The organism is uncultured Friedmanniella sp. (assembly GCF_964244005.1).
Taxonomy (GTDB): Bacteria; Actinomycetota; Actinomycetes; order Propionibacteriales; family Propionibacteriaceae; genus Microlunatus.
Map to the genome: position 1 here is coordinate 53,380 of NZ_CAXTHG010000003.1, position 23,095 is coordinate 76,474.

Annotated in this window: 20 protein-coding genes; 9 read left to right on the plus strand and 11 right to left on the minus strand. The window is 70.1% G+C overall.

Annotated elements, in window-relative coordinates:
* Nucleotides 1–304: 304 nt before the first annotated feature.
* Nucleotides 305–3,652 carry a S8 family serine peptidase gene (locus ACFE76_RS02690; protein WP_375430195.1) on the plus strand — a complete coding sequence of 1,116 codons (3,348 nt, stop codon included), beginning with the start codon at nt 305–307 and terminating at the stop codon, nt 3,650–3,652.
* 111 nt (nt 3,653–3,763) lie between these two features.
* Here ACFE76_RS02690 and ACFE76_RS02695 read toward each other — a convergent pair whose 3' ends face one another.
* Both ACFE76_RS02695 and ACFE76_RS02700 read right to left on the minus strand, forming a co-directional pair.
* Nucleotides 3,764–5,233, minus strand: coding sequence for a cryptochrome/photolyase family protein (locus tag ACFE76_RS02695; protein WP_375430196.1), 1,470 nt, complete (start codon nt 5,231–5,233; stop codon nt 3,764–3,766).
* A gap of 92 nt (nt 5,234–5,325) precedes the next feature.
* Nucleotides 5,326–7,029 (minus strand): DUF2207 family protein, encoded by a 1,704-nt coding sequence (locus ACFE76_RS02700; RefSeq protein ID WP_375430197.1) that lies wholly within the window; start codon nt 7,027–7,029, stop codon nt 5,326–5,328.
* A gap of 80 nt (nt 7,030–7,109) precedes the next feature.
* On the opposite strand from ACFE76_RS02700, the gene ACFE76_RS02705 reads away from it, so the two are divergent.
* The gene (locus tag ACFE76_RS02705) at nt 7,110–8,249 is read left to right on the plus strand and encodes a neutral zinc metallopeptidase (RefSeq protein WP_375430198.1); all 1,140 of its coding nucleotides are present in this window, start codon (nt 7,110–7,112) and stop codon (nt 8,247–8,249) included.
* Nucleotides 8,250–8,457: 208 nt separating this feature from the next.
* Here the strand turns inward: ACFE76_RS02705 and ispF are convergent, their stop codons facing one another.
* Nucleotides 8,458–8,928 (minus strand): 2-C-methyl-D-erythritol 2,4-cyclodiphosphate synthase, encoded by a 471-nt coding sequence (gene ispF / locus ACFE76_RS02710; RefSeq protein WP_375430199.1) that lies wholly within the window; start codon nt 8,926–8,928, stop codon nt 8,458–8,460.
* A 25-nt stretch (nt 8,929–8,953) separates the two neighbouring features.
* Complete coding sequence (locus tag ACFE76_RS02715) at nt 8,954–9,439, minus strand: CarD family transcriptional regulator (protein ID WP_375430200.1); 486 nt, start codon at nt 9,437–9,439, stop codon at nt 8,954–8,956.
* A gap of 326 nt (nt 9,440–9,765) precedes the next feature.
* Between ACFE76_RS02715 and ACFE76_RS02720 the strand changes: the two genes are divergently transcribed.
* Nucleotides 9,766–10,266: a hypothetical protein gene (locus tag ACFE76_RS02720; RefSeq protein ID WP_375430201.1), complete on the plus strand. Its 501-nt coding sequence runs from the start codon at nt 9,766–9,768 to the stop codon at nt 10,264–10,266.
* A 27-nt stretch (nt 10,267–10,293) separates the two neighbouring features.
* Here ACFE76_RS02720 and ACFE76_RS02725 read toward each other — a convergent pair whose 3' ends face one another.
* The 3 genes from ACFE76_RS02725 to ACFE76_RS02735 form a co-directional block, all read right to left on the minus strand.
* The gene (locus ACFE76_RS02725; protein WP_375430202.1) at nt 10,294–11,253 is read right to left on the minus strand and encodes a ribose-phosphate diphosphokinase; all 960 of its coding nucleotides are present in this window, start codon (nt 11,251–11,253) and stop codon (nt 10,294–10,296) included.
* Between the two features lie 115 nt (nt 11,254–11,368).
* Nucleotides 11,369–12,046 carry a response regulator gene (locus tag ACFE76_RS02730; protein ID WP_375430203.1) on the minus strand — a complete coding sequence of 226 codons (678 nt, stop codon included), beginning with the start codon at nt 12,044–12,046 and terminating at the stop codon, nt 11,369–11,371.
* Entirely contained in the window at nt 12,043–13,269 is a 1,227-nt protein-coding gene (locus ACFE76_RS02735) for a sensor histidine kinase (protein WP_375430204.1), read from the minus strand. The genes ACFE76_RS02730 and ACFE76_RS02735 overlap by 4 nt, the downstream gene beginning before the upstream one ends.
* A gap of 170 nt (nt 13,270–13,439) precedes the next feature.
* Here ACFE76_RS02735 and phoU point away from each other — a divergent pair, with 170 nt between their 5' ends.
* Nucleotides 13,440–14,105 (plus strand): phosphate signaling complex protein PhoU, encoded by a 666-nt coding sequence (gene phoU / locus ACFE76_RS02740; protein ID WP_375430205.1) that lies wholly within the window; start codon nt 13,440–13,442, stop codon nt 14,103–14,105.
* A gap of 105 nt (nt 14,106–14,210) precedes the next feature.
* The gene (locus tag ACFE76_RS02745; RefSeq protein ID WP_375430206.1) at nt 14,211–14,585 is read left to right on the plus strand and encodes a PH domain-containing protein; all 375 of its coding nucleotides are present in this window, start codon (nt 14,211–14,213) and stop codon (nt 14,583–14,585) included.
* Nucleotides 14,586–14,755: 170 nt separating this feature from the next.
* On the opposite strand, the gene ACFE76_RS02750 is transcribed toward ACFE76_RS02745, so the two are convergent.
* Nucleotides 14,756–15,508: a phosphoglyceromutase gene (locus ACFE76_RS02750; protein ID WP_375430207.1), complete on the minus strand. Its 753-nt coding sequence runs from the start codon at nt 15,506–15,508 to the stop codon at nt 14,756–14,758.
* Between the two features lie 249 nt (nt 15,509–15,757).
* Here ACFE76_RS02750 and ACFE76_RS02755 point away from each other — a divergent pair, with 249 nt between their 5' ends.
* Both ACFE76_RS02755 and ACFE76_RS02760 read left to right on the plus strand, forming a co-directional pair.
* Complete coding sequence (locus ACFE76_RS02755; RefSeq protein ID WP_375430208.1) at nt 15,758–16,522, plus strand: SDR family NAD(P)-dependent oxidoreductase; 765 nt, start codon at nt 15,758–15,760, stop codon at nt 16,520–16,522.
* A 54-nt stretch (nt 16,523–16,576) separates the two neighbouring features.
* Complete coding sequence (locus ACFE76_RS02760; protein WP_375430209.1) at nt 16,577–17,053, plus strand: PPOX class F420-dependent oxidoreductase; 477 nt, start codon at nt 16,577–16,579, stop codon at nt 17,051–17,053.
* A gap of 74 nt (nt 17,054–17,127) precedes the next feature.
* Here the strand turns inward: ACFE76_RS02760 and ACFE76_RS02765 are convergent, their stop codons facing one another.
* Together ACFE76_RS02765 and ACFE76_RS02770 are read right to left on the minus strand one after the other, a co-directional pair.
* Nucleotides 17,128–18,348, minus strand: a complete 1,221-nt coding sequence (locus ACFE76_RS02765) for an ABC transporter permease (RefSeq protein ID WP_375430210.1) — start codon at nt 18,346–18,348, stop codon at nt 17,128–17,130.
* A 62-nt stretch (nt 18,349–18,410) separates the two neighbouring features.
* A complete protein-coding gene (locus ACFE76_RS02770) occupies nt 18,411–19,205 on the minus strand; it encodes an ABC transporter ATP-binding protein (protein ID WP_375430211.1) in 795 nt (264 codons plus the stop codon).
* Between the two features lie 234 nt (nt 19,206–19,439).
* Here ACFE76_RS02770 and ACFE76_RS02775 point away from each other — a divergent pair, with 234 nt between their 5' ends.
* A complete protein-coding gene (locus ACFE76_RS02775; RefSeq protein ID WP_375430212.1) occupies nt 19,440–20,612 on the plus strand; it encodes a sensor histidine kinase in 1,173 nt (390 codons plus the stop codon).
* Nucleotides 20,609–21,277, plus strand: a complete 669-nt coding sequence (locus ACFE76_RS02780; protein ID WP_375430213.1) for a response regulator — start codon at nt 20,609–20,611, stop codon at nt 21,275–21,277. The genes ACFE76_RS02775 and ACFE76_RS02780 overlap by 4 nt, the downstream gene beginning before the upstream one ends.
* 28 nt (nt 21,278–21,305) lie before the next feature.
* Here the strand turns inward: ACFE76_RS02780 and ACFE76_RS02785 are convergent, their stop codons facing one another.
* Nucleotides 21,306–23,012 (minus strand): alpha/beta fold hydrolase, encoded by a 1,707-nt coding sequence (locus tag ACFE76_RS02785; protein WP_375430214.1) that lies wholly within the window; start codon nt 23,010–23,012, stop codon nt 21,306–21,308.
* Nucleotides 23,013–23,095 lie beyond the last annotated feature (83 nt).

A 23,095-nucleotide genomic window follows, 5' to 3' on the forward strand; every position in this document is an offset into this window, starting at 1 on the left:
TCGTCCTCGATCGCCCGGCGCATCGCGATGACGCGTGTTCGACCTGGTCGTCGGTCCGGACAGGGACGGCCTTGCGGGCGATCAGGTTCCAGGCGCACGCAGTCAGGGCCACGACACTTCTTGGCTGCCGACCTCAGCACCGACGCCTGACAGGACCAAGATTTCCTGGGGTTCCACCGCCTGGATTCACATTACGTTCTCAGGGGGGGTAGTCGCGACGCACATCCGACCCATAGGCTCCGCTTCGGACACCGTCGAGGCTCTCGGTGTCTGAGCACTCCTCGGGCCTCGGGACAGGAACACCATGCCACTGCGCCGATCGCGCACCAAGGTCCTCATCGCCGCCGGGACCGCCCTCCTGCTGGCCCCGTTCAGTCTGGGCGGCCTGCCGTCCGCCGTAGCGGCGCCGGTCAAGGCCACCAGGCCCCTCACCGTTCCGCAGCCGTCGTACCAGCTGAAGAACGACAAGCTCAAGGGCACGCTGGCCAAGCCCTCGGCCAAGCGGCAGGCGGTGTTCGTCCAGCTGAAGGGCAGCGGCGCGGCGGCCGTGTCCCAGGCCGTCCTGGGCGACAGCACGAAGGCCAGCACCGAGAAGGCGGCCAGGAACGCCGCCCTCGCTCGCCGGACCAGCGTCACCCGGACCGCGAACAAGGTGCTGGCCGCGGCCCGCAAGTCCGACAGCTCGACCACGAAGCTCTTCTCGGTCTCCAACGCCGTCCCGGGCGTGGCTCTGGTCGCCAACCACAAGACGCTCGCCGCCCTGGCCAAGCGCAGCGACGTGGTCTCCATCGCCGCGCTGGTGCCCAAGAAGGCGAACAACGCCAGCGTCTCCCAGCTCACCCGTGCGGTGAACACCTGGAAGAACCCGGGCGTCACCGGCCGCGGGGTCACGATCGGCATCATCGACACCGGCATCGACTACACCCACGCCGACTTCGGCGGCGCGGGCACGGTGGAGGCCTACGACGCGGCCAAGGCCGACCAGACCTCCTTCACCCCGAACGCCAAGGTCGTCGGCGGTACCGACTTCGTGGGCGACGACTACGACGCCGACTCCACGGCCGACACCTACCAGCCGCTACCCAAGCCCGACCCGAACCCGCTGGACTGCAACGAGCACGGCACCCACGTGGCCGGTACGGCGGCCGGCTACGGCGTGAACGCGGACGGCTCGACCTTCCGCGGCAGCTACGCCGGGCTCAACCGGTCCTCGCTCTACGACCTGCGCATCGGCCCGGGCATGGCCCCGCAGGCCTCGCTCTACGCGCTCAAGGTCTTTGGCTGCACGGGCTCGACCGACGCCGTCATCCCAGCGCTGGACTGGGCCCTGGACCCCAACGGTGACGGCGACTTCGCCGACCACCTCGACATCGTCAACCTCTCCCTCGGCGGTGACTACGCCCCGGCCGACGACCCCGAGAACGCGGTCGTCAACACCGTGGCCGAGCACGGCGTGCTGCCGGTGATCTCCGCCGGCAACGCCGGTGACCTCACCGACGTCAGCGGCTCGCCCGGCAACGCCGTCCGTGCGCTGACGGTGGCCAGCTCGATCGATGAGTACCAGCTGCGCGACGGGATCCGGGTGGACGCGCCGTCCGGCCTGGCCGGCATCGCCGCGTCCCAGTTCTCCGTCGCCTACGAATGGGCGACCGAGCCGCCGGTGACCGGCAGCGTCGTCTCCCTGTCCAGCGCGAACGCGGACGGCTGTGACCCGCTCGGCAGAGCCGACGCGGCCACGGTCACCGGCAAGGTGGCCTGGCTCGAGTGGGACGACGACGACGCGGCCCGCCGCTGTGGCTCGGCGGTCCGCTCGAACAACGTCGCGGCCGCCGGCGCCATCGGGGCGATCTTCACCAGCGGTCTGGACGTGTTCAACGCCGCCATCACCGGCAGCGAGGACGTCCCGGTCGTGCAGCTGCCCAAGGCCGAGACCGACCGGCTCCGTCCGGCGGCGACGGCGGGCACCCTGAACGTGACCTTCGACGGCTCGCTGCGGGGCACGATCAAGAGCACCACCCCCGCCATCACCGACACCTTGTCGTCCTTCAGCTCGCGGGGCGTGCACGGCACCTCCGGGGTGGTGAAGCCCGACGTCACCGCCCCCGGTGACACGGTCACCTCGGCCGGCTTCGGGACCGGTAACGAGTCACTCACCATCTCCGGCACCTCGATGGCCGCTCCGGTGACCGCGGGGACCGCGGCCCTGGTGGTCAAGCAGCACCCCACCTGGACCGCCACCCAGGTCAAGGCCGCGGTGATGAACACCGCCGGTCACGACCTCTACACCGAGCCCGACCGGAAGGGCGACCGATACGGCCCGGCTCGGGTCGGTGCCGGTCGGGTGGACGCGTACTACGCGGTGAAGACCAACGTGCTGGCCTACGCGTTGGGCAAGGGCGGCGCGGTCAGCGCGTCGTTCGGCGTCGTCGAGGCGCCGGCCGACAAGAAGACGGTGACCCGGACCCGGACGATCCGGATCCGCAACACCAGCAACCGCAAGACCACGGCCAAGATCGCGTACGACGCGGTGGTCAAGCAGCCGGGCGTCTCCTACAAGGTGAGCCGTTCCTCGGTCACCCTGAAGGCGCGCAGCTACGTCGACGTCAAGCTCAGGCTGACGGCCACCTCGGCCAAGCTGCGGCACACCATCGACCCGACGATGGACACCCAGCAGACCGACGCCTTCCTGGTCGACGGTGACGGCAACACCGTCCAGCGCGCCCGCCAGTACCTGTCGGACGCCTCCGGTCACCTGCTGGTGACCCCGGCCGGCCACTCGGCCCTTCGGGTGCCGGTCTACGGGGCGGCCAAGCCGGTTTCGGAGACGCGGGTCGACAACGGCACCGCTGCTGGTGGTCCGGCCCTGCTGGTCAAGGGCGCGGGCTTTGCCCAGGGCAGCGGCTCGACGGCGTACGAGTCGAAGCTCTCGGTGATGACGCTCGGTGCGGTCAGCCCGCGGCAGCCCGTCTGCCCTGGAACGATCGCTCCGGGGTGCACCGGGAACACCTCGGCTCGCGCCGGCGACCTGCACTACGTCGGGGCCGGAGCGATGGCGGGCGTCGACGGGGACCGCGCGAACGGGTTCCTGTGGTTCGGGCTCAGCACCTGGGCCAACTCGTCGAACATCGGGACCTACAACACCCCGGTCGTCGACATCGACACCACCGGTGACGGCCGGCCTGACTTCGAGGCCTACGTGCAGCCGGAGGCGGGTACGGATCTGCTCACCACCTTCGTGGTGGACCTCGCGACGGGCGACCTGGTGGACCTGCAGCCCGCCAACTTCCTGGACGGTGACGTCGAGACGAACGTGTTCGACACCAACGCCGTGCTGCTGCCGGTGACCCCGGCAGCGCTGGGCATGACCAACGAGGACACCACCTTCCCGATCACCTACACGGTATCGACCTTCAACTACTACGCGCCGGACTCCACCGGCAACATCCAGGACACGACCGCGGCGATCCCGTTCGACGTCGCCAACCCGGCGGTCGCGGTGGACGGGCCGCTCTACCCGGACACCTCCGGCGTGGCCATCCCCTACCAGGTCTCCTCGTCTGCTCGGGCGGGCGCGAAAGCTCTGGTGTTGCACCTGCACGGTCGGACCGGCACCAAGGCCGAGACCCAGACGCTGACCCAGTCCCCCGGCTGATCTCCCGTCCTGACCGGCCAGCGCCGGTGGCTGCCTCAGGCGGCCACCGGCGCTGGCACGTCCGGGGGTCAGGTGGGTCGGGGTCAGGTGGGTCGGGTCAGGTGGGTAGGGTCAGGCGAGGTCGGGGTTCTCCGCGACGAGCTCGTCGAGGTCGGACAGCCGGTCGAGGCCGCGGACCATCTGGCCCATCCGGAAGTTCTGGGCGAAGCGTTCCCGGTGCCGGTTCAGGAACAGCCAGTAGCCGGCGGTGAAGGGGCAGGCCTTCTCCCCCCGGCGCAGCTTGGGGTCATAGACGCACGTGCCGCAGAGGTCGGTCATGGTGTTGATGTAGTTCCCGCCGCCTGCGTACGGCTTGGTGGCCAGCACTCCCCCGTCGGCGTGCTGGGACATGCCGACGACGTTCGGCACCATCACCCAGTCGTAGCCGTCGACGAACGAGCGGTGGAACCAGTCGGTCAGCTGCTGGGGGTTCCAGCCCTGCTGCAGGGCATAGTTGCCGAGGATCATCAGCCGCGGGATGTGGTGAGCCCAGCCGGATTCGCGGACCGACGTCAGCGCCCAGCTGAGGCAGGCCGCGTCGGTACCGCTGGGGTCGAGCTCGACGAACCACTCCGGCAGGTCCCGGACGGCCTCCAGCTCGTTGCGGTCGCGGTAGTCCTCGCCGAGGTACCAGTAGAGGTGCCAGATGTAGTCGCGCCAGCCGATCACCTGGCGGACGAAGCCCTCCACCGAGGCGATCGGTGCGTCGCCGGCCCGGTACGCCTCGACGGCGGCGTCGACCTCCTCCATGGGGTCGAGCAGGCCCAGGTTCAGCGGCGCCGACAGGAGCGAGTGGGCCATCCAGCGGTCCTCGCGCAGGGTGGCGTCCTCGTAGCGGCCGAACGTCGGCAGCCGGTGGGTGATGAAGTCCGCCAGCGCGGCGAGCGACTCGGCGCGGCTTGCGGCGAACGTCCGCGGCCCGTCCTCACCGACGAAGTGGACGCCTTCTCGCTCGAGCCGGTCGAGGTCGTCGCGGACCTCGGCATCAATCTCGTCCTCCACCGGCCACCAGGGCTCGGGCAGGCTGAGCGTCGCGGTCCGCGGCGGCCGTTCCCGGTTCTCGGCGTCGTAGTTCCAGCGGCCGGTCAAGGGTTCGGCACCCTCCATCATGACGTCCAGCCGGCGTCGGGAGTCGCGGTAGAAGTCCTCCATCAGCAGCCGCTTACCGCCGCGCGCGTCCGCCCAGGTCGTGAAGTCTGCCCGCGGGGTGGCGTAGCCGCGGGCGGGCAGCCGTTCGAGGTCACGCTCGGCGGCCAGCCGGTCGACGAAGTGCAGGGCCGCCCAGGACGTGGGCTGGCAGACGCTGAGCGGCTCGTCGACCTGAGCCAGCCCCTCGCGGTAGCTGTCGGTGATGAGGTAGGTCACCTGGTCACCGAGCTCGGCGGCCCGGTGCCGCATCGCCGACAGCACCAGGTGGGCCTTCTGCCGGTGAAAGGGCCGGCGGCGCAGCACGTCGTGGGACTCGATCATCAGCACCGGCTGGTCCGGGACGTCCAGGAAGGCGGGACCCAGCTGGTCCCCGAACAGCCAACGTCGGCGCATGTGGATGTCGTACCCGCTCCCCACCCCCCGAATCCCCGAGTTGTCAGAACCCAGTTGTCCTATGGGACAACTGGATTCTGACAAGTCGGCCGTCAGCGGGAGAAGAGGGTGCCGGAGACGCTGGTGATGAAGTTGCGTAGCGAGTCGGGCAGGTCGCGCAGGTGCCAGCTGGCCGGCCCGTGGTACCAGGACAGGTCGGTGGAGTCGGGGTCGGCGTCGGTGTCACTCGCGACGATGGCGTCGAGCCAGCGTTCGCTGCCGCCGAGCACGATGGCGTACGGCAGGAGCTGGGAGATCTCGTCCAGCTCACGGCCGGGCGGCATCTCGTTGGTCGCGTGGCTGAGCAGGTCCGACCGCAGGGCGCCGAGACCGGTGAGCAGCGCGGATCCCTTCGCCGTCCGGGACGGCATCTCCTGGGCCACGAAGACCAGGCCGAGCGCGAGCACCAGCAGCGCCAGCCCGACCAGACCGAAGGTGGTGAACGCGGCCAGCAGCACCGTGACGACGACCGCCAGCACCAGACCGACGACGGCCAGCCGGGTGAAACGGCCGCGGATGGCGTCGGGGCGGCGTTCGTACCAGCCGAGGCCGACCATGTCGTCGTAGAGCAGGGTCTGCACGTTCCCGATCGACTCCCGCACGCGGCTTCCCAGCTGGGAGACCGCCACGGTGCCGCCCTCGGGCGCGATCCCGTCCAGCAGCGCCTGCTCGAACGGCCGCAGGGTGTCCCCGCCCGGACGCCGGGTGAGCTCCCAGTCGGCGCGGGTGAAGTCGCTCGCCCGGGGCAGCTCGGTGATCAGCAGGTGGCCGCGGACGGCCAGGTCGACGAGGGTGGCGGTGATGTCGATCGGGTCGACCCGCTCGTCGGCGACCGTGCCGACGTGGCCGGGCCGGACGTCGTCGACCACCCGGAACTCCGACTGGCCCTGGCCCGTCGGGGCGAACTCGGCCACCCGGCTGACGTCGCCGGCCCGGGCGTCCTGGCCGCCACGCCGGTGCAGCAGCAGCAGACCGATCCCGCCCAGCACGAGCAGGGCAAGTGCGAGGGCCAGCGGCAGCGGGGCCGCCGAGAAGGCGCGGCCGAGGGTCCAGCGGCGGTCGATGACCTCGGTCGCGGCGACCGTGCCGGTGGGGAAGCCGATGTCGACGATCACCACCTCGCCCGGGCCGCGCGGGCCGTCGGTGAAGACGGGGGTCTGCGCACCTTCGCTGGCCGCGGCGGCCGAGCGGCAGGGCACGGGTGAGTTCGGGCTGCCGGCGGTGCAGCGGACGTAGCTGATCCCGCCGGGGATCTGGACGGTCGCGTTGAAGCTCTCGACCGAGACGTCGAGGCCCTGCAGCAGCGCCCAGCGCAAGGCGGTCTCGCCGCTGTCGAGCGTGACCGTGGCGCCGGTCACCCGATAGCCGAGGACGACCTCGGAGGCGCCGTTGGTCGGCAGCGTGACGGTGGTGAAACGGCTGTCGGTGCTGACGGTGGGGGTGACGGCCGCGCCGCCGGCCGTGGCGGTGACGGCCGAGAGCGTCTGCACGAGCTGCTGGTCGCCGACGAGGTCCTGCCGGGTCTCGAAGCGCTGGGTCAGCTGGGCGGGCGCGGCACCGGAGAAGGTCACGGTCTCCTGCACGGCGAGCACGCCGTCCTTGCCGAGGCTGCCCGCGGCGACCACGGTGGAGGCGGCACCGGCAGCCGAGGCCGAACCGACGAGCGGACCGGCGAGCAGGCCGGCCGCGACGGCGCAGGAAAGCAGCACACGGGCAAGCCGACGACGGGGCACGGAGGCCGGGGGAAAGCGACGCACGGGGTTAGCCTCCCATCTCCGGGAGCCACGAGCCGCCTTCCCCGCCGCTGATCGCCTCGTCTCGCCGTTATCGTTGCCGCGTGAGCCAGCAGCCGTGGGGCAACCCGACGCAGAACGCCCCCTCGTGGCCGCAGCCGCCGCAAGGCAACCCGTACCGGACGCCAGCCCAGTCGGGCTTCAGCGGCTGGGGTCCGCCGCCGGCTCCGCGCGGCTACCAGCAGTCGCCGTACGGCCCCGGTTTCGGTGCCCCGCCGCCCGGGATGACCCCGTACGGCCGTCCGCCCCGGCGCCGCCGCAGCCCGCTCGGCGCGCTGTTGAGAGCGGCCTTCGTGCTCGGGCTGCTGCTGCTGGCCGGCACCGTGGTCTCCAACCTGGCCTCCTCCAGCTCGTCGTCCACCTCGTCCTCCTCGGGCGGCGCCTACCAGAACGACGACTACCAGGTGCCGCCGCCGGACGCGAACCCGCCGGCGCTGCCGCAGCCGGAAACGTACGCGGAGGCCGAGACGCTGCTGACGGCCAACCCGTTCTACCGCGAGGACGCGCCGATCCCGGTCCGCTGCGAGCAGGACGCCATCAACCTCGAGACCGCGAGCGACGCCAAGCTGAAGACGCACTTCGAGGACCTGATGGCCTGCCTGGTGCGGGTCTGGGAGCCACCGGTCACCGCCGCCGGCGACCAGATCGTCCGGCCGACCGTGACGATCTACAGCGACGAGATCACCACCAGGTGCGGCAAGAGCGGGGTCAACGCCTTCTACTGCGGGGCCGACCAGCAGGTCTACTACAGCAGCGAGCTCGACGACGCCGTGCCGATCGTGGCGACGAACAGGTGGGCCGCCGACGTCGTGATGGCGCACGAGTTCGGGCACGCGCTGCAGGCCCGGACAGGCATCCTGATCTCCGAGGCCGCGCTCAGCCAGCAGACCGACGACGAGTCCGAACAGCTCGACCTGTCGCGCCGACTCGAGACCCAAGCCGACTGCCTCTCGGGCATGTTCTTGCACTCGACGTCCCAGTCGCTGGGCATCCAGCAGTCGGACGTACGCGGCATCTTGAACGTCTACAACGCCGTCGGGGACGACACGCTGAGCGGCAAGTCCAACATCGAGGGCAACCACGGCCTCGGCCGTAACCGAGAAGCCTGGGGCAACACGGGCCTCGGGTCCAGCGCCGTCAGTGCGTGCAACACCTTCACCGCCAGGGCCTCCACGGTCCGCTGACTAACGCGTCCCGAGCTTGTCGAGGGCCCCGAAGGGGTTGCGCTCAGTATTGCTGACAGAACTCGCAACCTCTTCAAGGCCTTCGACAGGCTCAGGACGCATTCTCGAGGTGGCGCCTTTACCGGCCTAGGAGGGTGGTGGCAAACGCCGACCTACTGCGCGGCACCCGGGCACCTGCTCGCTACGGCCGCCGTTCGACACCACCCTCCTAGCGGGTCAGCAGGGCGGTGGCGATGGCGGCGATGCCCTCGCCGCGCCCGGTCAGGCCCAGCCCGTCGGTCGTGGTCCCAGCCACGGAGACCGGGGCGCCTACGGCTGCGCTGAGTGCCTGCTCGGCCTCGGCTCGTCGAGGCCCGAGCCGCGGCCGGTTCCCGATCAGCTGCACCGCCACGTTGGCGACCTCGAAGCCGGCCGCCCGGACCCGGGCCGCGGTCTCGACGCAGAAGTCCAGACCGGGAGCGCCGGACCAGCGGGGGTCGGAGGTGCCGTAGTTACCGCCGAGATCGCCCAGCCCGGCGGCGCTCAGCAGCGCGTCACAGAGGGCGTGAGCCACGACGTCGCCGTCGGAGTGGCCGTGGGGACCCGTGGTTTCCTCCGAAAACACGATCCCGGCCACCCTCATCGGGCGACCGGGAACGAGTTGATGCACGTCGACGCCGATGCCGGTGCGGAACTCCATGGCGACGTCTGGTCGAAAGGTCGAGCTAGGAGGCCAACACCTCGTCGAGCAGGATCTCCGCCTTGTCCTCCTCGACCCGCTCAGCCAGAGCGAGCTCGGAGACGAGAATCTGGCGCGCCTTCGCCAGCATCCGCTTCTCCCCTGCGGACAGACCACGCTCGCGCTCCCGGCGCCACAGGTCGCGGACGACCTCAGCCACCTTCATGACGTTGCCCGAGTGAAGCTTCTCGAGGTTGGCCTTGTAACGCCGCGACCAGTTGGTCGGCTCCTCGGTGTGAGGGGCACGCAGCACGCCGAAGACGCGCTCCAAGCCATCAGCGTCCACGACGTCCCGGACGCCGACGAGGTCAAGGTTGCAGGCTGGGACACGGACCACGAGGTCGGTCTGACCGACGATTCGTAGTACCAGGTACAGCCTGTCCTCGCCCTTGATCTGGCGGGTTTCGATGTCCTCGATCACGGCAGCCCCATGATTTGGGTAGACCACCGTCTCACCGACTGTGAAGGTCATATTGTTCGGTACCCCTTTCGCGGACTCAAGTTTAGCACGCTCTCAGGATCGACCAGGGAGCGTCTGCGCTAGTCAGAGGCCAGTACGCCGCCAAGAGAGGCTTGACAAACCTGCCGCTCATGTGCCTGACCTGTGGGTTGGCTCACCGGGTCGGCCACGTCAAGGTGAGCCCCGCAGGAACCAGCGCGCGGACTCGCTAGGCTGCGATCCAGTGTTACCCCAGACAGGGTGTAACCGGGGTGAGGGCAGGAGCGGACCTCGTGTCACAAGACTTGCGTCGCGCAGGACGGTCAGGGCGCCGTGCGCCGCGGGCGGCAGCAGCGTTGGTGCTGTCGGTCGGGCTGCTCGGCCTAACCGGCTGCGGCTTCGACGTCCAGACCAACCAGCCGTACACACCGGCCGACGGCACCAACGCCGACATCGGCGACGGCGGCACGTTGAAGATCCGCAACCTCGTGATCATCAGCAAGACCAAGGGCGAGGGCGTCGTGTCCGCCTCGTTGGTCGGCAACGCCGAGGACCAGCTGAACTCGGTGTCGGTCACCCCGATCAAGACGGACGGCTCGTCCGGTACCGCAGTGACGGCGACGCCCGTGACGCCGCTCAAGCTCGGCGGCGGCTCGTACACCGTGCTCACGAACGTGGCCAACCTGTCGGTCCAGGCTCCCGACCTGCTCGCCGGCCTCACCGCGACGGTGACGATGAACTTCACCAACGCCGGACCGGTGACCCTGCGTAGCCCTGTCGTGGACGGGACGATCGCGCCCTGGTCGACCGTCACCCCGGGCGTCTCCGCCAGCCCGAGCCCCGAGCCCACCCCGAGCTGACCCCCTGCTCGGAGCGTGGTCGAAGGGTCAGCCGTAGGTCTCGCGGTCGCTGAACAGGCTGCTGACCGACTCACCGGCGTGGATGCGGTGCACGGCCTCGGCGAACAGCGGGGCGACGGATCGGGTGACGATGTTCGGCAGCTGCTTCTCCGGCGGCAGCGGCACCGTGTTGGTGGTCACGATCTCGGCGATGTCGGGCTCCTGCTTGAGCCGCTCGATGGCCGGACCGGTGAACAGGCCGTGGGTGCAGGCGATGGAGATCTGCCGGGCGCCCTCGTGCCGTAGCACCCGCAACAGCTCGATGATCGAGCCGGCCGTGGCGATCTCGTCGTCGAGCACGATCACGTCCCGGCCCTTGACGTCACCGACGATCCGGTCGATCACCACGGAGTCGTCGGACTGGCGCTGCTTGGAGCCGGCGGCGACGGGCAGCCCGAGGTTGCGTGCGAACTCGGCGGCGACCTTGGCGTTGCCGAGGTCAGGGGAGACGACCACGGTGTTGGTGAGGTTCTGGCGCCGGAAGTGGGCGGCCAGCTCGAGCACCGCGCTCAGGTGGTCGACCGGGACGGAGAAGAAGCCGTGCACCTGGGGCGCGTGCAGGGCCATGGTCAGCACCCGGGTGGCCCCGGCGGTGGCCAGCATGTCGGCAACCAGTCGGGCTCCGATCGCGATCCGCGGCGCGTCCTTCTTGTCCGAGCGGGCGTACGCGAAGTGCGGGATCACGGCGGTGATGTGGGCGGCCGAGGCGCCCCGCGCCGCGTCCATCATCAGCAGCAGCTCCATCAGGTTCTCCTGCACCGGCGGTACCAGCGGCTGCACGATGTAGACGTCGCGCTGCCGACAGTTGGCCCGCAGCTGCACCTGCAGGCAGTCGTTGCTGAACCGTGTGGTCCGCGAGTGGGAGAGCTCCACCCCGAGGATCGAGCACATCTCGGCAGCGAACTCGTGATGGGCCGAACCCGAGAAAACGGTGATGTCGCCGGTCACGTGCCTCACCTTATCCCGCGGAGGGGGACCCTCCTGACGCTCTTGTTCCTCGAGTGCCCGCGAAGCAGCTGCCGAGGCGTCCACGGGGTGCCGGAGCGTGCCGTCGGTCGACCCGTCAGCCCTCGAACTTGTAGCCCAAGCCCCTGACCGTGATCAGATAGCGCGGGTTGGCCGGGTCGGGCTCGAGCTTGCTCCGCAGCCGCTTCACGTGGACGTCGAGCGTCTTGGTGTCGCCCACGTAGTCGGCGCCCCAGATCCGGTCGATCAGCTGACCCCGGGTCATCACCCGGCCGGCGTTGCGCAGCAGCATCTCGAGCAGCTCGAACTCCTTGAGCGCCAGCTTGACCCGCAGGCCGTCGACGGAGACCTCGTGCCGCTCCACGTCCATCCGGACCCCGGAGGACTCCACGACGTCGGGCATCAGCTCGACGTCCTGGCCGCGCCGTAGCACCGCCCGGATCCGGGCGACCAGCTCGCGGTGGCTGAACGGCTTGGTGACGTAGTCGTCCGCCCCGAGCTCCAGACCCACCACCTTGTCGATCTCGGAGTCGCGGGCGGTGACCATGATCACCGGCACCGACCCGCGCAGCCGGAGCTGGCGACAGACCTCCGTGCCCGGCAGGCCGGGCATCATCAGGTCGAGCAGCACGATGTCGGCCCCCGTCCGGTCGTACTCGGCCAGGCCGGCAGCGCCGTCGGGGGCCTCGACGACGTCGAAGCCCTCCTTGCGCAGCATGTAGCCGAGCGTCTCGCGGTAGGACTCCTCGTCCTCGACGACCAGCACCCGCGTCATCGGACCTCCTGTCGTTGGGAGCGGCCGGCGGTTGGCAGAGCCGTCACCGGAGCTCGTTCGTCGTCGTCGTGGGGGACCCCGGCACGGGCCGGGTCCAGGTGGGCCGGGATCTTGATCGTGAAGGTCGAACCCGCTCCGGGCTGGCTCCAGACCGAGACGTCGCCGCCATGGGTTGCGGCGATGTGCTTGACGATCGCCAGCCCCAGGCCGGTGCCGCCGTTGGCGCGGCTGCGGGCGTAGTCCACGCGGTAGAAGCGCTCGAAGATCCGGTCCAGCTCGTGCGGGGCGATCCCGATCCCGTTGTCGGAGACCGTGATCTCGATGTAGTCGTCGTCGCTCATCGCCTGGACGTGGGCCGCGACGACGACCCGGGCGCCCGGGTCGGAGTAGACGACGGCGTTCTCGACCAGGTTGCCGACGGCGACGCTGAGCTGGCGGGCGCTGCCGAGGACACGGGTGCCGCGGGTACCGGCGACGGCCAGCGAGACCCCGTGCCGTTCGGCGTCGACCCGGCAGCGGTCGACCGCATCGATGAGCACCTCGTCGACGTCGACCTCTTCCGGGTCGGCCAGCGGGTCGTCGGCCTGCAGCCGGGAGAGGTCGATGATCTGGGCCACCAGGTCGTTCAGCCGCGCCGACTCGACGCCCATCCGGCCGGCGAAACGGCGGACGGCGGGCGGGTCGTCCGCGGCGTCCTCCACCGCCTCGGCCAGCAACGAGATCGCGCCGATCGGGGTCTTCAGCTCGTGACTGACGTTCGCCACGAAGTCGCGTCGGGTCTGCTCGATCCGGCGGGCGCTGGTCTGGTCGTCGGCGAGGATCAGCACCTGCCCTCCCTCCAGCGGGGCGACCCGAGCCGTCAGGAACGTGGACGCGGCCCGCGGTCCGCGCGAGACCTCCAGGTCGACCGTACGGATCATCCGGTCGCGACGGACCGCGCGGACCAGGTCGAGCAGCTCGGGCAACGCGACCCGGCTGCCGCGGGCGAGTCCGAGGTTACGGGCGGTGGTGGTCGCCTCGAGCACCTCGTCGTGCGGACCGACCACCACTCCCGAGGAGGGCAGGATGGCCAGCAGGTCCGCGACCCCCTCGGGGACGACCGGTTCGAGCTGCTCGAAGGGCTGCATCGAGTCAGGGCGTTCGCGGCCGGTCCACCGGGCGATCAGCAGTCCGAGCACCACGCCGACGACCAGGGCCAGCACGGCGGCCCAGGTGGTGTTCACACGGAGATAGTAGAGGCGTCGACCGGTGACGTGAGAGCGTTCACCCGACCGCCTGGCTGGGGTCCGTGCACCGTTCGGCGCCTGTTCACCTGCCGTTCATCGGCTGTGCGGCTCCGTGTAGGGGTCAGGCATAGGGTTGGGCCCACCGAAAGAACAGAGGGGAACGACCCATGCGGGACTCCTATCGCGAGCAGATCGACGACATCCTCGCCGACCTCGTACACATGTCGCAGGTCGTATCGTCGGCAGTACGCAGCAGCACGACTGCCCTGCTCGAAGCCGACATCCACCTTGCCGAACAGGTGATCACCGACGACGAGAAGCTCGACGCCAAGCAGAGTGAGGTCGAGGCACGAGCCTTCAGCCTGCTGGCCCGCCAGTCCCCGGTGGCCGGCGAGCTGCGGACGCTGGTCGCCACCCTGCGGATGGTGACCGAGCTCGAGCGGATGGGTGACCTGGCCGCGCACGTGGCCAAGATCGCCCGGCTGCGCTATCCCGAGATCGCCGTCCCGCCGGAGCTGCGTGCCAACTTCGTCCGGATGGGCGACGTCGCCGAGAAGATGGTCGTCACCGCCGGCCAGACGCTCAACGACCGCAACATCCAGAACGCTCAGGAGCTGCGGGCCCGCGACGAGGAGATGGACGAGCTGCGCCGGACGCAGTTCCGGCTGCTGCTCAGCGAGGACTGGAGCTCCGGCGTGGAGGCGGCCGTCGACGTCGCCCTGCTCGGCCGCTACTACGAGCGGATCGCCGACCACGCCGCCTCGATGGCCCGCCGGATCATCTACGTGGTCACCGGCGAGTTCCCAGAAGACGCGTACTGGCCCCAGCCGTAACAGTTTGGCCATTGTTGGCCGCCTGTGCGGCCTTCAGATGTATCTCATAGCTGCGGCTTGTCGCCATGGCAACACGTGGCGCCACGCGCAGGTACGGTGATCGGCATGATCGACTTTGCTAACGGCGCGCTCTTCAAGCTGAGTCCGGCCAATCCCGCAGAAATCGTCCCCGCCATCGCGCCGATCTTGATCGCGGGCGAGAACATCGTCTCGGCCTACCAGGCCATGCGGGACTTTGTGGTGTTCACCGACAAGCGCCTGATTGCGGTCAACGTCCAGGGAATGACGGGTAAGAAACGCGACTTCACTTCGCTTCCCTACTCCAAGATCCAGGCCTTCTCGATCGAAACGGCTGGCACCTTCGACCTCGACTCGGAGCTGGACCTGTGGTTCAGCGGACTCGGCAAGGTAAGGCTGGAGTTCAAGGGTCGGGTGGACATTCGCCACCTCGGCCAGATAATTGCTTCCTTTGTCCTCTGACTGGTGGAATCACTGACGCTGGTCGCCGATGAGCCTTCCCCGCTACCTTGTCGCCCAAGGGTGCTGCGGTCCTCGTAGGTTCCCGGCTTCTCAGCTCACCCGACGACGGGGAGGATCGGGGATCAGAGCCATCTCCGCAAGCGAGGCGGAGCGAGCCCATCAAGCACTGCCTACTTCTTCTTGCCCTGGTTCTTGACGGCTTCGATCGAGGCGGCGGCGGCCTCGGGGTCGAGGTAGTGGCCGCCGGGGGTGACGGGGGTGAGGTCGTCGGCCAGCTCGTAGACCAGCGGGATGCCGGTGGGGATGTTGAGGCCCACCACGTCGGCGTCGCTGATCTGGTCGAGGTGCTTGACGATGGCGCGGAGCGAGTTGCCGTGCGCGGCGACCAGGGTGACCCGGCCGGCCATCAGGTCGGGCACGATCTGGTCGTACCAGTACGGAAGCGCCCGCAGCAGCACGTCCTTGAGGCACTCGGTCTGCGGCCGGGCCTCCGGCGGCAGACCGGCGTAGCGCGCGTCGTGGAAGTTCGCGTACTCGTTGTCGTTGTCGATCGGCGGCGGCGGCACGTCGTAGGAGCGACGCCAGGTCATGAACTGCTGCTCGCCGTACTCCGCGAGCGTCGCCGCCTTGTCCTTGCCCTGCAGGGCGCCGTAGTGCCGCTCGTTCAGCCGCCACGACCGTCTTGTCGGCACCCAGTGCCGGTCGGCCACGTTCAGCCCGATCTGGGCGGTCCGGATCGCACGACGCAGCAGCGAGGTGTGCACGACGTCGGGCAGCAGCCCGGCCTCCACCATCAGCTCACCGCCCCGGTACGCCTCGCGCTCCCCCTTCTCGTTCAGGTCGACGTCGACCCAGCCCGTGAAGAGGTTGAGCGCGTTCCAAGCGCTCTCGCCGTGCCGCAGCAGGATCAGGGTGGAGGTCATGGCGAAAACTCTAGTGGGCTTCAGAACTTCACCGCCATCAGCCAGGCGAGCAGGTGCGGCCGGCTGTTAACGCTGTCGAGCCACTGCCCGTCGAGCGTCTGCGCCCTCGTCAGCGCCGCCTCGCGTTGACTCTCTCCGGCGGCTGGTATGAGACCACTCAGACTAGTGGTTGTCCCGGAAGTTCGTCGGGGCCAGCCCCACCGAGGCGCCGGGTGACGGCGGTCCGAGCCAGCGGGGAAGAATGGCGCCATGTCCGCGACCGACCACCCCGCCACCGACCGCCCGCTCGCCCTCGTGACCGGAGCCAGCAGCGGCATCGGGGCCGCCACCGCCCGCCGGCTGGCCGCCGACGGTTTCCGCGTCGTCTGCGCGGCTCGCCGCTCGGACCGCATCGAGGCGCTCGCCGCCGAGATCGACGGGACGGCGGTGGTCTGCGACGTCACCGACGCCGAGCAGGTGACCGCCCTCGCCGCAGCGGTCGGTCCGCGGCTGGACGTCCTGGTCAACAACGCGGGCCTCGCCCTGGGCCAGGAGCCGGTGGCCGAGTCCGGGCTCGAGAACTGGCAGACGATGTACGCCGTCAACGTGCTCGGCACCGCGGCGGTCACCCAGGCCGTGCTGCCCGCGCTGGTCGAGGCCACCGGCCAGATCATCTTCCTCACCTCGACCGCGGCCGACGCGCCGTACGAGGGTGGTGCCGGCTACTGCGGCGCCAAGGCCGCCGAGCGTGCGGTCGCTGGGGCGATGCGGCTCGAGCTCTTCGACACCGACGTCCGGATCGCGGAGATCTGTCCGGGGATGGTCCGGACCGACGAGTTCGCGCTGAACCGCTTCGCCGGCGACACCGCGCGGGCCGCGAAGGTCTACGAGGGCGTGGCCGCGCCCCTGACCGCCGAAGACGTCGCCGACTGCGTCGCCTGGGTGGCCGGCCGCCCGCACCACGTCAACATCGACCGGCTGACCATCCGGCCGCGTGCCCAGGCCGCCCAGCACAAGGTGCACCGGGTCGGCTGAGTGCTGACGAAGAGGGTGCGGTGGAGCACCGGCGGCGCGGCGTAACGTGCGGGCATGGCCCGAACCATCGCCACCGCCACGCCTGTCGGGCTCGCGGAGCTGCTCGACTTCGTCCGACCGCGGCATCACCTGCTGCTCGCGACCACCCGTACGGACGGCCGGCCCCAGCTCTCCCCCGTCTCCGGCGGCGTTGACGGCGAGGGCCGGATCGTCATCTCCACCTATCCCGGTCGGGCCAAGGTCCGCAACGCCGAGCGCAACGCCCACGTCTCGGTCTGCGTGCTGAGCGACGACTTCGACGGGCCGTGGGTGCAGCTGGACGGTGAGGCTGAGGTGCTGCACATGCCCGAGGCCGAGGATGCGCTGGTCGACTACTTCCGCTGCATCGCCGGTGAGCACCCGGACTGGGATGAGTACCGGGCGGCCATGCGGCTGCAGGACAAGTCGTTGATCCGGGTCACGATCACCCGCTGGGGTCCGGTGGCTGCCGGCGGTTTTCCCGCCGAGGTTGCCGCCCGTCTGGGGGGCTGAACGGCGGAGCCCCCCGACCCCGCCGGGAGGGCGGTGGTCGGGGAGCTCAGCGGTCAGCTGGGGCTGCTCGTCGCTCACTCGTAGCGGAGGGACTCGATCGGGTCCTGACGGGCCGCCCGCAGCGCGGGGATGGTGCCGGCGAGGAACGCGATCCCCATCACCAAGGCCATGATCGCGATGATCGTGGCCGGGGCGAACGACACCAGGGTCAGTCCGGGCAGGTTGGCCAGCAGGCCACCGCCCAGGATGCCGTTGACGACACTGCCTACCACCACCGCGGCGCCGACCCCGACCACACTGCCGAGGAAACCGATGAACACCGCCTCCATGCTGAACATGGTGAAGATGCTGCCGCCACCCAGACCCATCGCCTTCATCAGACCGATCTCGCGGGTCCGTTCCTTCACCGACATCAACAGCGTGTTCACGATCCCGAACCCGGCGGCCAGCAGGGCGATCACGGCGAAGGCGTTCAGCACCAGGACGATCGCGTCGATGACGGTCTTGAAGTCCCCGATCTGGTCATCGACGGTCTCAGCGGTATAGCCCTCGTCGGACAGGCTCGCCTTCAGCGCGGTCACGTCCGCCGCCGTCGCCGCCGAGTCGAGCTCGACCGTGGCCGAGGCGTAGCGGTTCTTGTCCGCCGAGCTCAACCCGACGCTCTGCCGGTCGTACAAGGCCGTCGCCAGCGCGTCGTTGACGCTCGCCGTGTCCGCGTTCGCCAGCGTCGACTGGACCACAGCCACGACGGTCGCCTTGATGGTGGTGGTCTTGTCGTCTGCGTCGGTGATCCCGATCGTCACGACCTCGTCGATCGCGTCCGCGGCCGTGTTGATGTCCAAGGGGTCCAGGTAGCTTTCCGGCAGCGCGATCTGCTTGGTCTTGCTGTCCGGGTCCGGCTGCTCCCCCGCCACCAACGTGAGGGTGGTGCCCTCGACGTAGGCCTGGGTTTTCAGCTGGTACTTCTGCGACCCGTCGTACACCACATAGTCCGGGCTGATGCTGAGCACCGGCTCCGCCGACACCACCCCGTCCACGCCCCGGATCTTCGACAGGTCACTGCTGGTCAGCGCCTCCACCGTCCCACCACCCGGGCCCTGGTCAGCCGACGCCACCACCGTGCCGGTGTACCGGTCCGGCTCGTCACCGTTGTCGTCCGCGGTCTTGGTGACCGTCAGGGTGCTGCTGCCACCGATCGACGCCGTCGTGTTGTCGATGTAGGACGTGATCCCGTTCCCCACCCCGGTGGTCAGGGTCAACGTGAACGCCCCGATCACGATCGCGACGACCGTCAACAAGGTGCGGCTGAGACTACGCACACTGTTCGTGATCGCCGTCCAGGCCAACGCCCCGCCGCTCATGCCGCACGACCGGTGGAGTCCGCGCCGTCGAGGAAGGAACCTGCCGCCTGTTCGCCCGAGCGGACGAGCGGCCGGCGGGAGCGAGCGAGGGGCCGGTCGAGGTCGTTGCCGGCGCGGTCGACCACTCGGCCGTCGCGCAAGTAGACCTGACGCTGCATCCGCATGGCGAGGTCGTCGTCGTGGGTGACCAGCACCAGAGTCATGCCCCGGTTGACGTTCAAGTCGACCAGGGTGTCTTCGACCACTCCCCCGGTGGCGCTGTCGAGGTTGCCGGTCGGCTCGTCGGCGAAGATCACGCTGGGCCGGTTGACCAGGGCGCGGGCGATCACGACGCGCTGCTTCTGACCACCCGACAGGTTGTTGGCGAGGCTGTCGGCCTTGTCGGCCAGCTCCAGCTCCTCGAGCGCCTCCATCCCCCGACGACGACGCTCCGCGGCCGGCCGACCGGCGATCCGCAGCGGCAGGGTCACGTTGTCGAGCACGCTCGTGCTGGGCGTCAGGAAGAACTGCTGGAAGACGAAGCCGAACGTGTCGTTGCGGGTCTGGTTCAGCACCGAACGGGGCAGGTCAGCGGCGTTGCGGCCGCTCAGCTCGACGGTGCCCTCGCTCGGGTTGTCGAGCAGGGCGAGCAGGTGCATCAGCGTCGACTTACCGGAACCGCTCTTGCCGACGATGGCGACGGACTCCCCTTCCGCGATGTCGAGGGAGACGCCGCGCAGGGCGTCGAACCGGGTGGGGCCGCGACCGTAGGTCTTGTGCACGTACCGTGCGGCGAGGATCGGAACAGGCATTTCGGACTCCTGGAAGACGGGTGTTCGGCGGTGTGCCGACGTGGTCAATCGTTCGGGAAACGCCCCGTCGGCACGTCCCGCAGCCGTGGCAACTCTGGCTACCGCGGCGGCGACGGGACCGGGGTACGCGTACCGCGGCCGCGGTACGTCGAGCTACCGCGACGAGGGGATCTGCCGAAGGCGGGAGCCTGCGAGACTGGGCAGCCCGGCCGAACCGATGGAAGGAGCAGCGTGATGACCCCGCACCCGCTGGCCCGCTGGCTCCGACTGTTCGGGCCGGCGCTGCTGGTGCTGCCGGCCGGGTTCGCTCCCACGATGCACGGCGCGGCCGCTGCGCTCGGCGGCCGTGGCGTGCTCGTCGTCGTGCTGTCGGCGGTGGTCGTCGGACTACGGCGACGGCTGCCCCGCGCGGCCGTGCTGGTCGTCACCGCGCTGGGCCTGGTCACGCTCTTCCTCGACGGGCCGTTCGTCGCCACCTTAACGGCATTGCTGATCGTCATCTTCTCCATGGCGCGGCACACCGACCGCCGTACCTCGGTCGCGCTGGCGGCAGTTGCGGCCGCCGCCGTCGGCACCGGGGTGTTCTTCATGCTGGCGGCGGAGTGGGGTGCGTGGCGGTCGTTGTTCCAGATCGTCGTCATGGTGGGGTTTGCCGGAGCGTTGGGGGACGCCTCGCGGTCGCGGCACGCCTACATCGAGGCCATCACCGAGCGGGCTCGGCGCGCCGAGGAGAGCCTGGAGTCCGAGGCTCGCCGGCGGGTCGCCGAGGAACGGCTGCGGATCGCTCGCGACCTGCACGACGTGGTGGCGCACCAGATCGCCGTGATCAACATGCACGCCAACGTGGCCACGTCGGCGCTGCGGACCCGGCCGGACGACGCCGAACGTTCCCTGCTGACCATCCGGGAGGCGGCCCGGACGGTCCTCGGCGAGACCGGCAGCATGCTGCAGGTGCTGCGGGAGTCCGACCTGACCACCCCCTCCCAGAGCCTCGGCTCGCGGCCCGTCCCGGGGCTGGACCAGCTCGAACGGCTGATCGAGGAGTTCGCCCGCAGCGGGCTGCGGGTCGACCTCCGGATCGTCGGCGAACCGACCCCGCTGCCCGAGCCCGTGGACATCGCCGCCTACCGGATCGTCCAGGAGGCGCTCACCAACGCCCACAAGCACGGCAGCGACGACTCCGCCCTGCTGCACCTGGAGTACGACGAGGACCAGCTGGAGATCGTGGTGATCAACAGCATCGACCGGTCCCCGCGCAGCACTGACCGGCCGTCTGGTCACGGACTGCTCGGCGCGCAGGAGCGGGTGAGCGCGGTCCACGGTGAGCTCGAGACGGGATTCGGGCCCGGCCCGGTACACCGGCTGACCGCCCGACTGCCCCGGTCCAGCGTGGCGAGCGCCCGGTGATCTCGGTCCTGCTGGCCGACGACCAGTCGCTGATCCGGACCGCGGTGGCCGATCTGGTCTCGCACGAGCCCGGCCTGTCAGTCGTGGGCCAGGCGGTCGACGGCCGCGAGGCCGTGGCCCTGGTGCGCGGGCTCAAGCCCGACATCGTGCTGATGGACATCCGGATGCCGGTGATGGACGGGATCGAGGCGACCCGCATCATCTGCGCCGACCCTGACCTGGCGGGCACCCGCGTCATCATCCTCACCACCTTCGAGGAGGACGAGTACGTGCTGCAGGCGCTCCGGGCCGGGGCCAGCGGCTTCCTCGGCAAGGGCGCCGAGGCGGACACGCTGATGGACGCCATCCGGGAGGTGCAGCAGGGCGACGCGCTGCTGTCCCCACGGGCCACCCGCAGCCTGATCGACCGCTATCTACAGCCCGGTCCGGCGACCGACCGGCCGCTGCCGAAAGAGCTGCAGCTGCTGACCGAGCGCGAACGGGAGATCCTGCTGCTCGTCGGCCAGGGGCTGTCGAACAGCGACATCGCCGCGCTGCTGGTCATCTCGCCGCAGACGGCGAAGACCCACGTCAACCGGGTGATGACCAAGCTGTACGCCCACGACCGGGCGCAGCTGGTGATCATCGCCTACGAGTCGGGCCTGCTGGTGCCGGGCCAGTCCTGAGCCGCCCGGTCCTGGGTCACCACAGGGCTCACTCGTCGGCGAACGGCTGGTCGTCGCCGACGCAGACCGTCCCGACCTTGGGCAGCCGCAGCTTCAACAGATAGGCGTCGACCGCGCCGGTCGCGCAGTCGGAGGTGCCGTACGAGGTGTGGCCCCAGCTGTCGGAGGTGAGCAGCCGCGAGCTCGGCGTCAGCGCGGCGGCCCGCTGGGCGCCGGTGTAGTTGGTGGCCGGGTCCCAGTAGCTGCCGACGATGAGCAGCGGCTCGTACGTACGGCGGGTGAACACCCCACGGTAGGCGTCTTCGTCCCGGCCGGCGTACGAGTCGTTGGCGCAGGAACCGAGGCTCCAGGTCCAGAGCCGACCGAAGTAGCGCGCGCGTCGCTCGGCCGCGGCTGCGGCCTTGGGGTAGGAGGAGAGCCGAGCCGGATGGCGCGAGTCGGTGCACGCGACGGCCGCCGACGCCTCGAACCCGTTGTCGTAGGCGAAGTCGAGCCCTGGTCGCCGACCTTGAGTCCGCTCGGCGATCTGCGCCAGCACGGCCGCGGCCCGTTCACTGGCGCGGCGCCGAGCGGCTTGACGCTGGGCCGCCTGGCGCGGGGACACGGCCGCTTTCTTCGGAGGGGTCGTGGTCACCAGCAGCTGGCTCATCAGGCTGGTGACGAGGTCCGGCCCGTCGGTGAAGTAGAGCGCGCTCAGCACGGTCGACACCAGGTCGGGATAGCCGAAGGAGGTCCGTTCGTCGCTGTCGGGGTCGGTCAGCACGAGCGGATGCTTCTTGAGCCGGCGGGCGACGAGGTCGAAGTTCTTGGCCGGGTTTCCGGCGGCAAAGCTGCAGAGGTCGGGCCCAGCCCGGTCGCAGCGGGCGAGGATGGTCCGCAGCGCCAGCACCGCCCCCTCACCCGCGTGGATCCGCGCCTCGATCGGCTGGTTGGCGGTCGCCGGCGTCCCGGCCCAGCCCTCCGGGTCGAGGACGCCGTCCAGCGCGAGCGCGCGGACCCGGTCGGGGAAGAGGTTGGCGTACACCTCACCCAGATAGCTGCCGTAGGAAAAACCGAGATAGCTCAGCCGCCGGTCGCCGACCGCGCGGCGCAGGACGTCGAGGTCGCGGGCCACCTGGGCGGTCGACATCGACACCGAGAGCGGGGCACCCGTCGTGGAGCAGCCGCGACCGAGGCGGCGTTCGGCCGTGACGTAGGCCTTCTCGGCCTTGGCGCCGTACGGGAACGGCACGGCGCTCAAGGCGTTCAGCACCGGCGCTTGGTCGGCGGGGTCGGCAAAGCAGCGGACGGCGTCGCTGGAGCCGACGCCGCGCGGGTCGAAACCCACCAGGTCGAATCGGTCCAGCAGCGTACGGCTGAGGAACGCCGGGGCCTCCTGGACGAGATCGACGCCCGAGCCGCCTGGCCCGCCCGGGTTGAGGAACAGCGTGCCGATCCGCTGCTTCGGGTGCCGAGCCGGCAGCTTCATCAGGGCGATCTCGACCTGAGCGCCGCGCGGCTCGTCGTAGTCCAGCGGCACCGCGATGGTGGCGCAGCGGAAGGCGCCTCCGCAGTCGTACCAGCGCGGTACGGGGGTGGGGATGGCGTCGACCCGGCGGCGTTCGCGCGGGCTCGTGACGTCGTACGCCGTGAGACTTGCCGCGGCGGGGAGGGTCACCACGCCGGCGCTGAGCAGCGCGAGCACGAGCATGCCCACGACCGTTCGGCGCAGGCGGGACGGGCGGTCGCGCAACATGGACGAACCTCTCTCCGGGGTCAAGCCCGCGCCCGGGGGTGCGCGGTCTCCAGCGGAACTTATCCGACCGGACCGACAGTTCT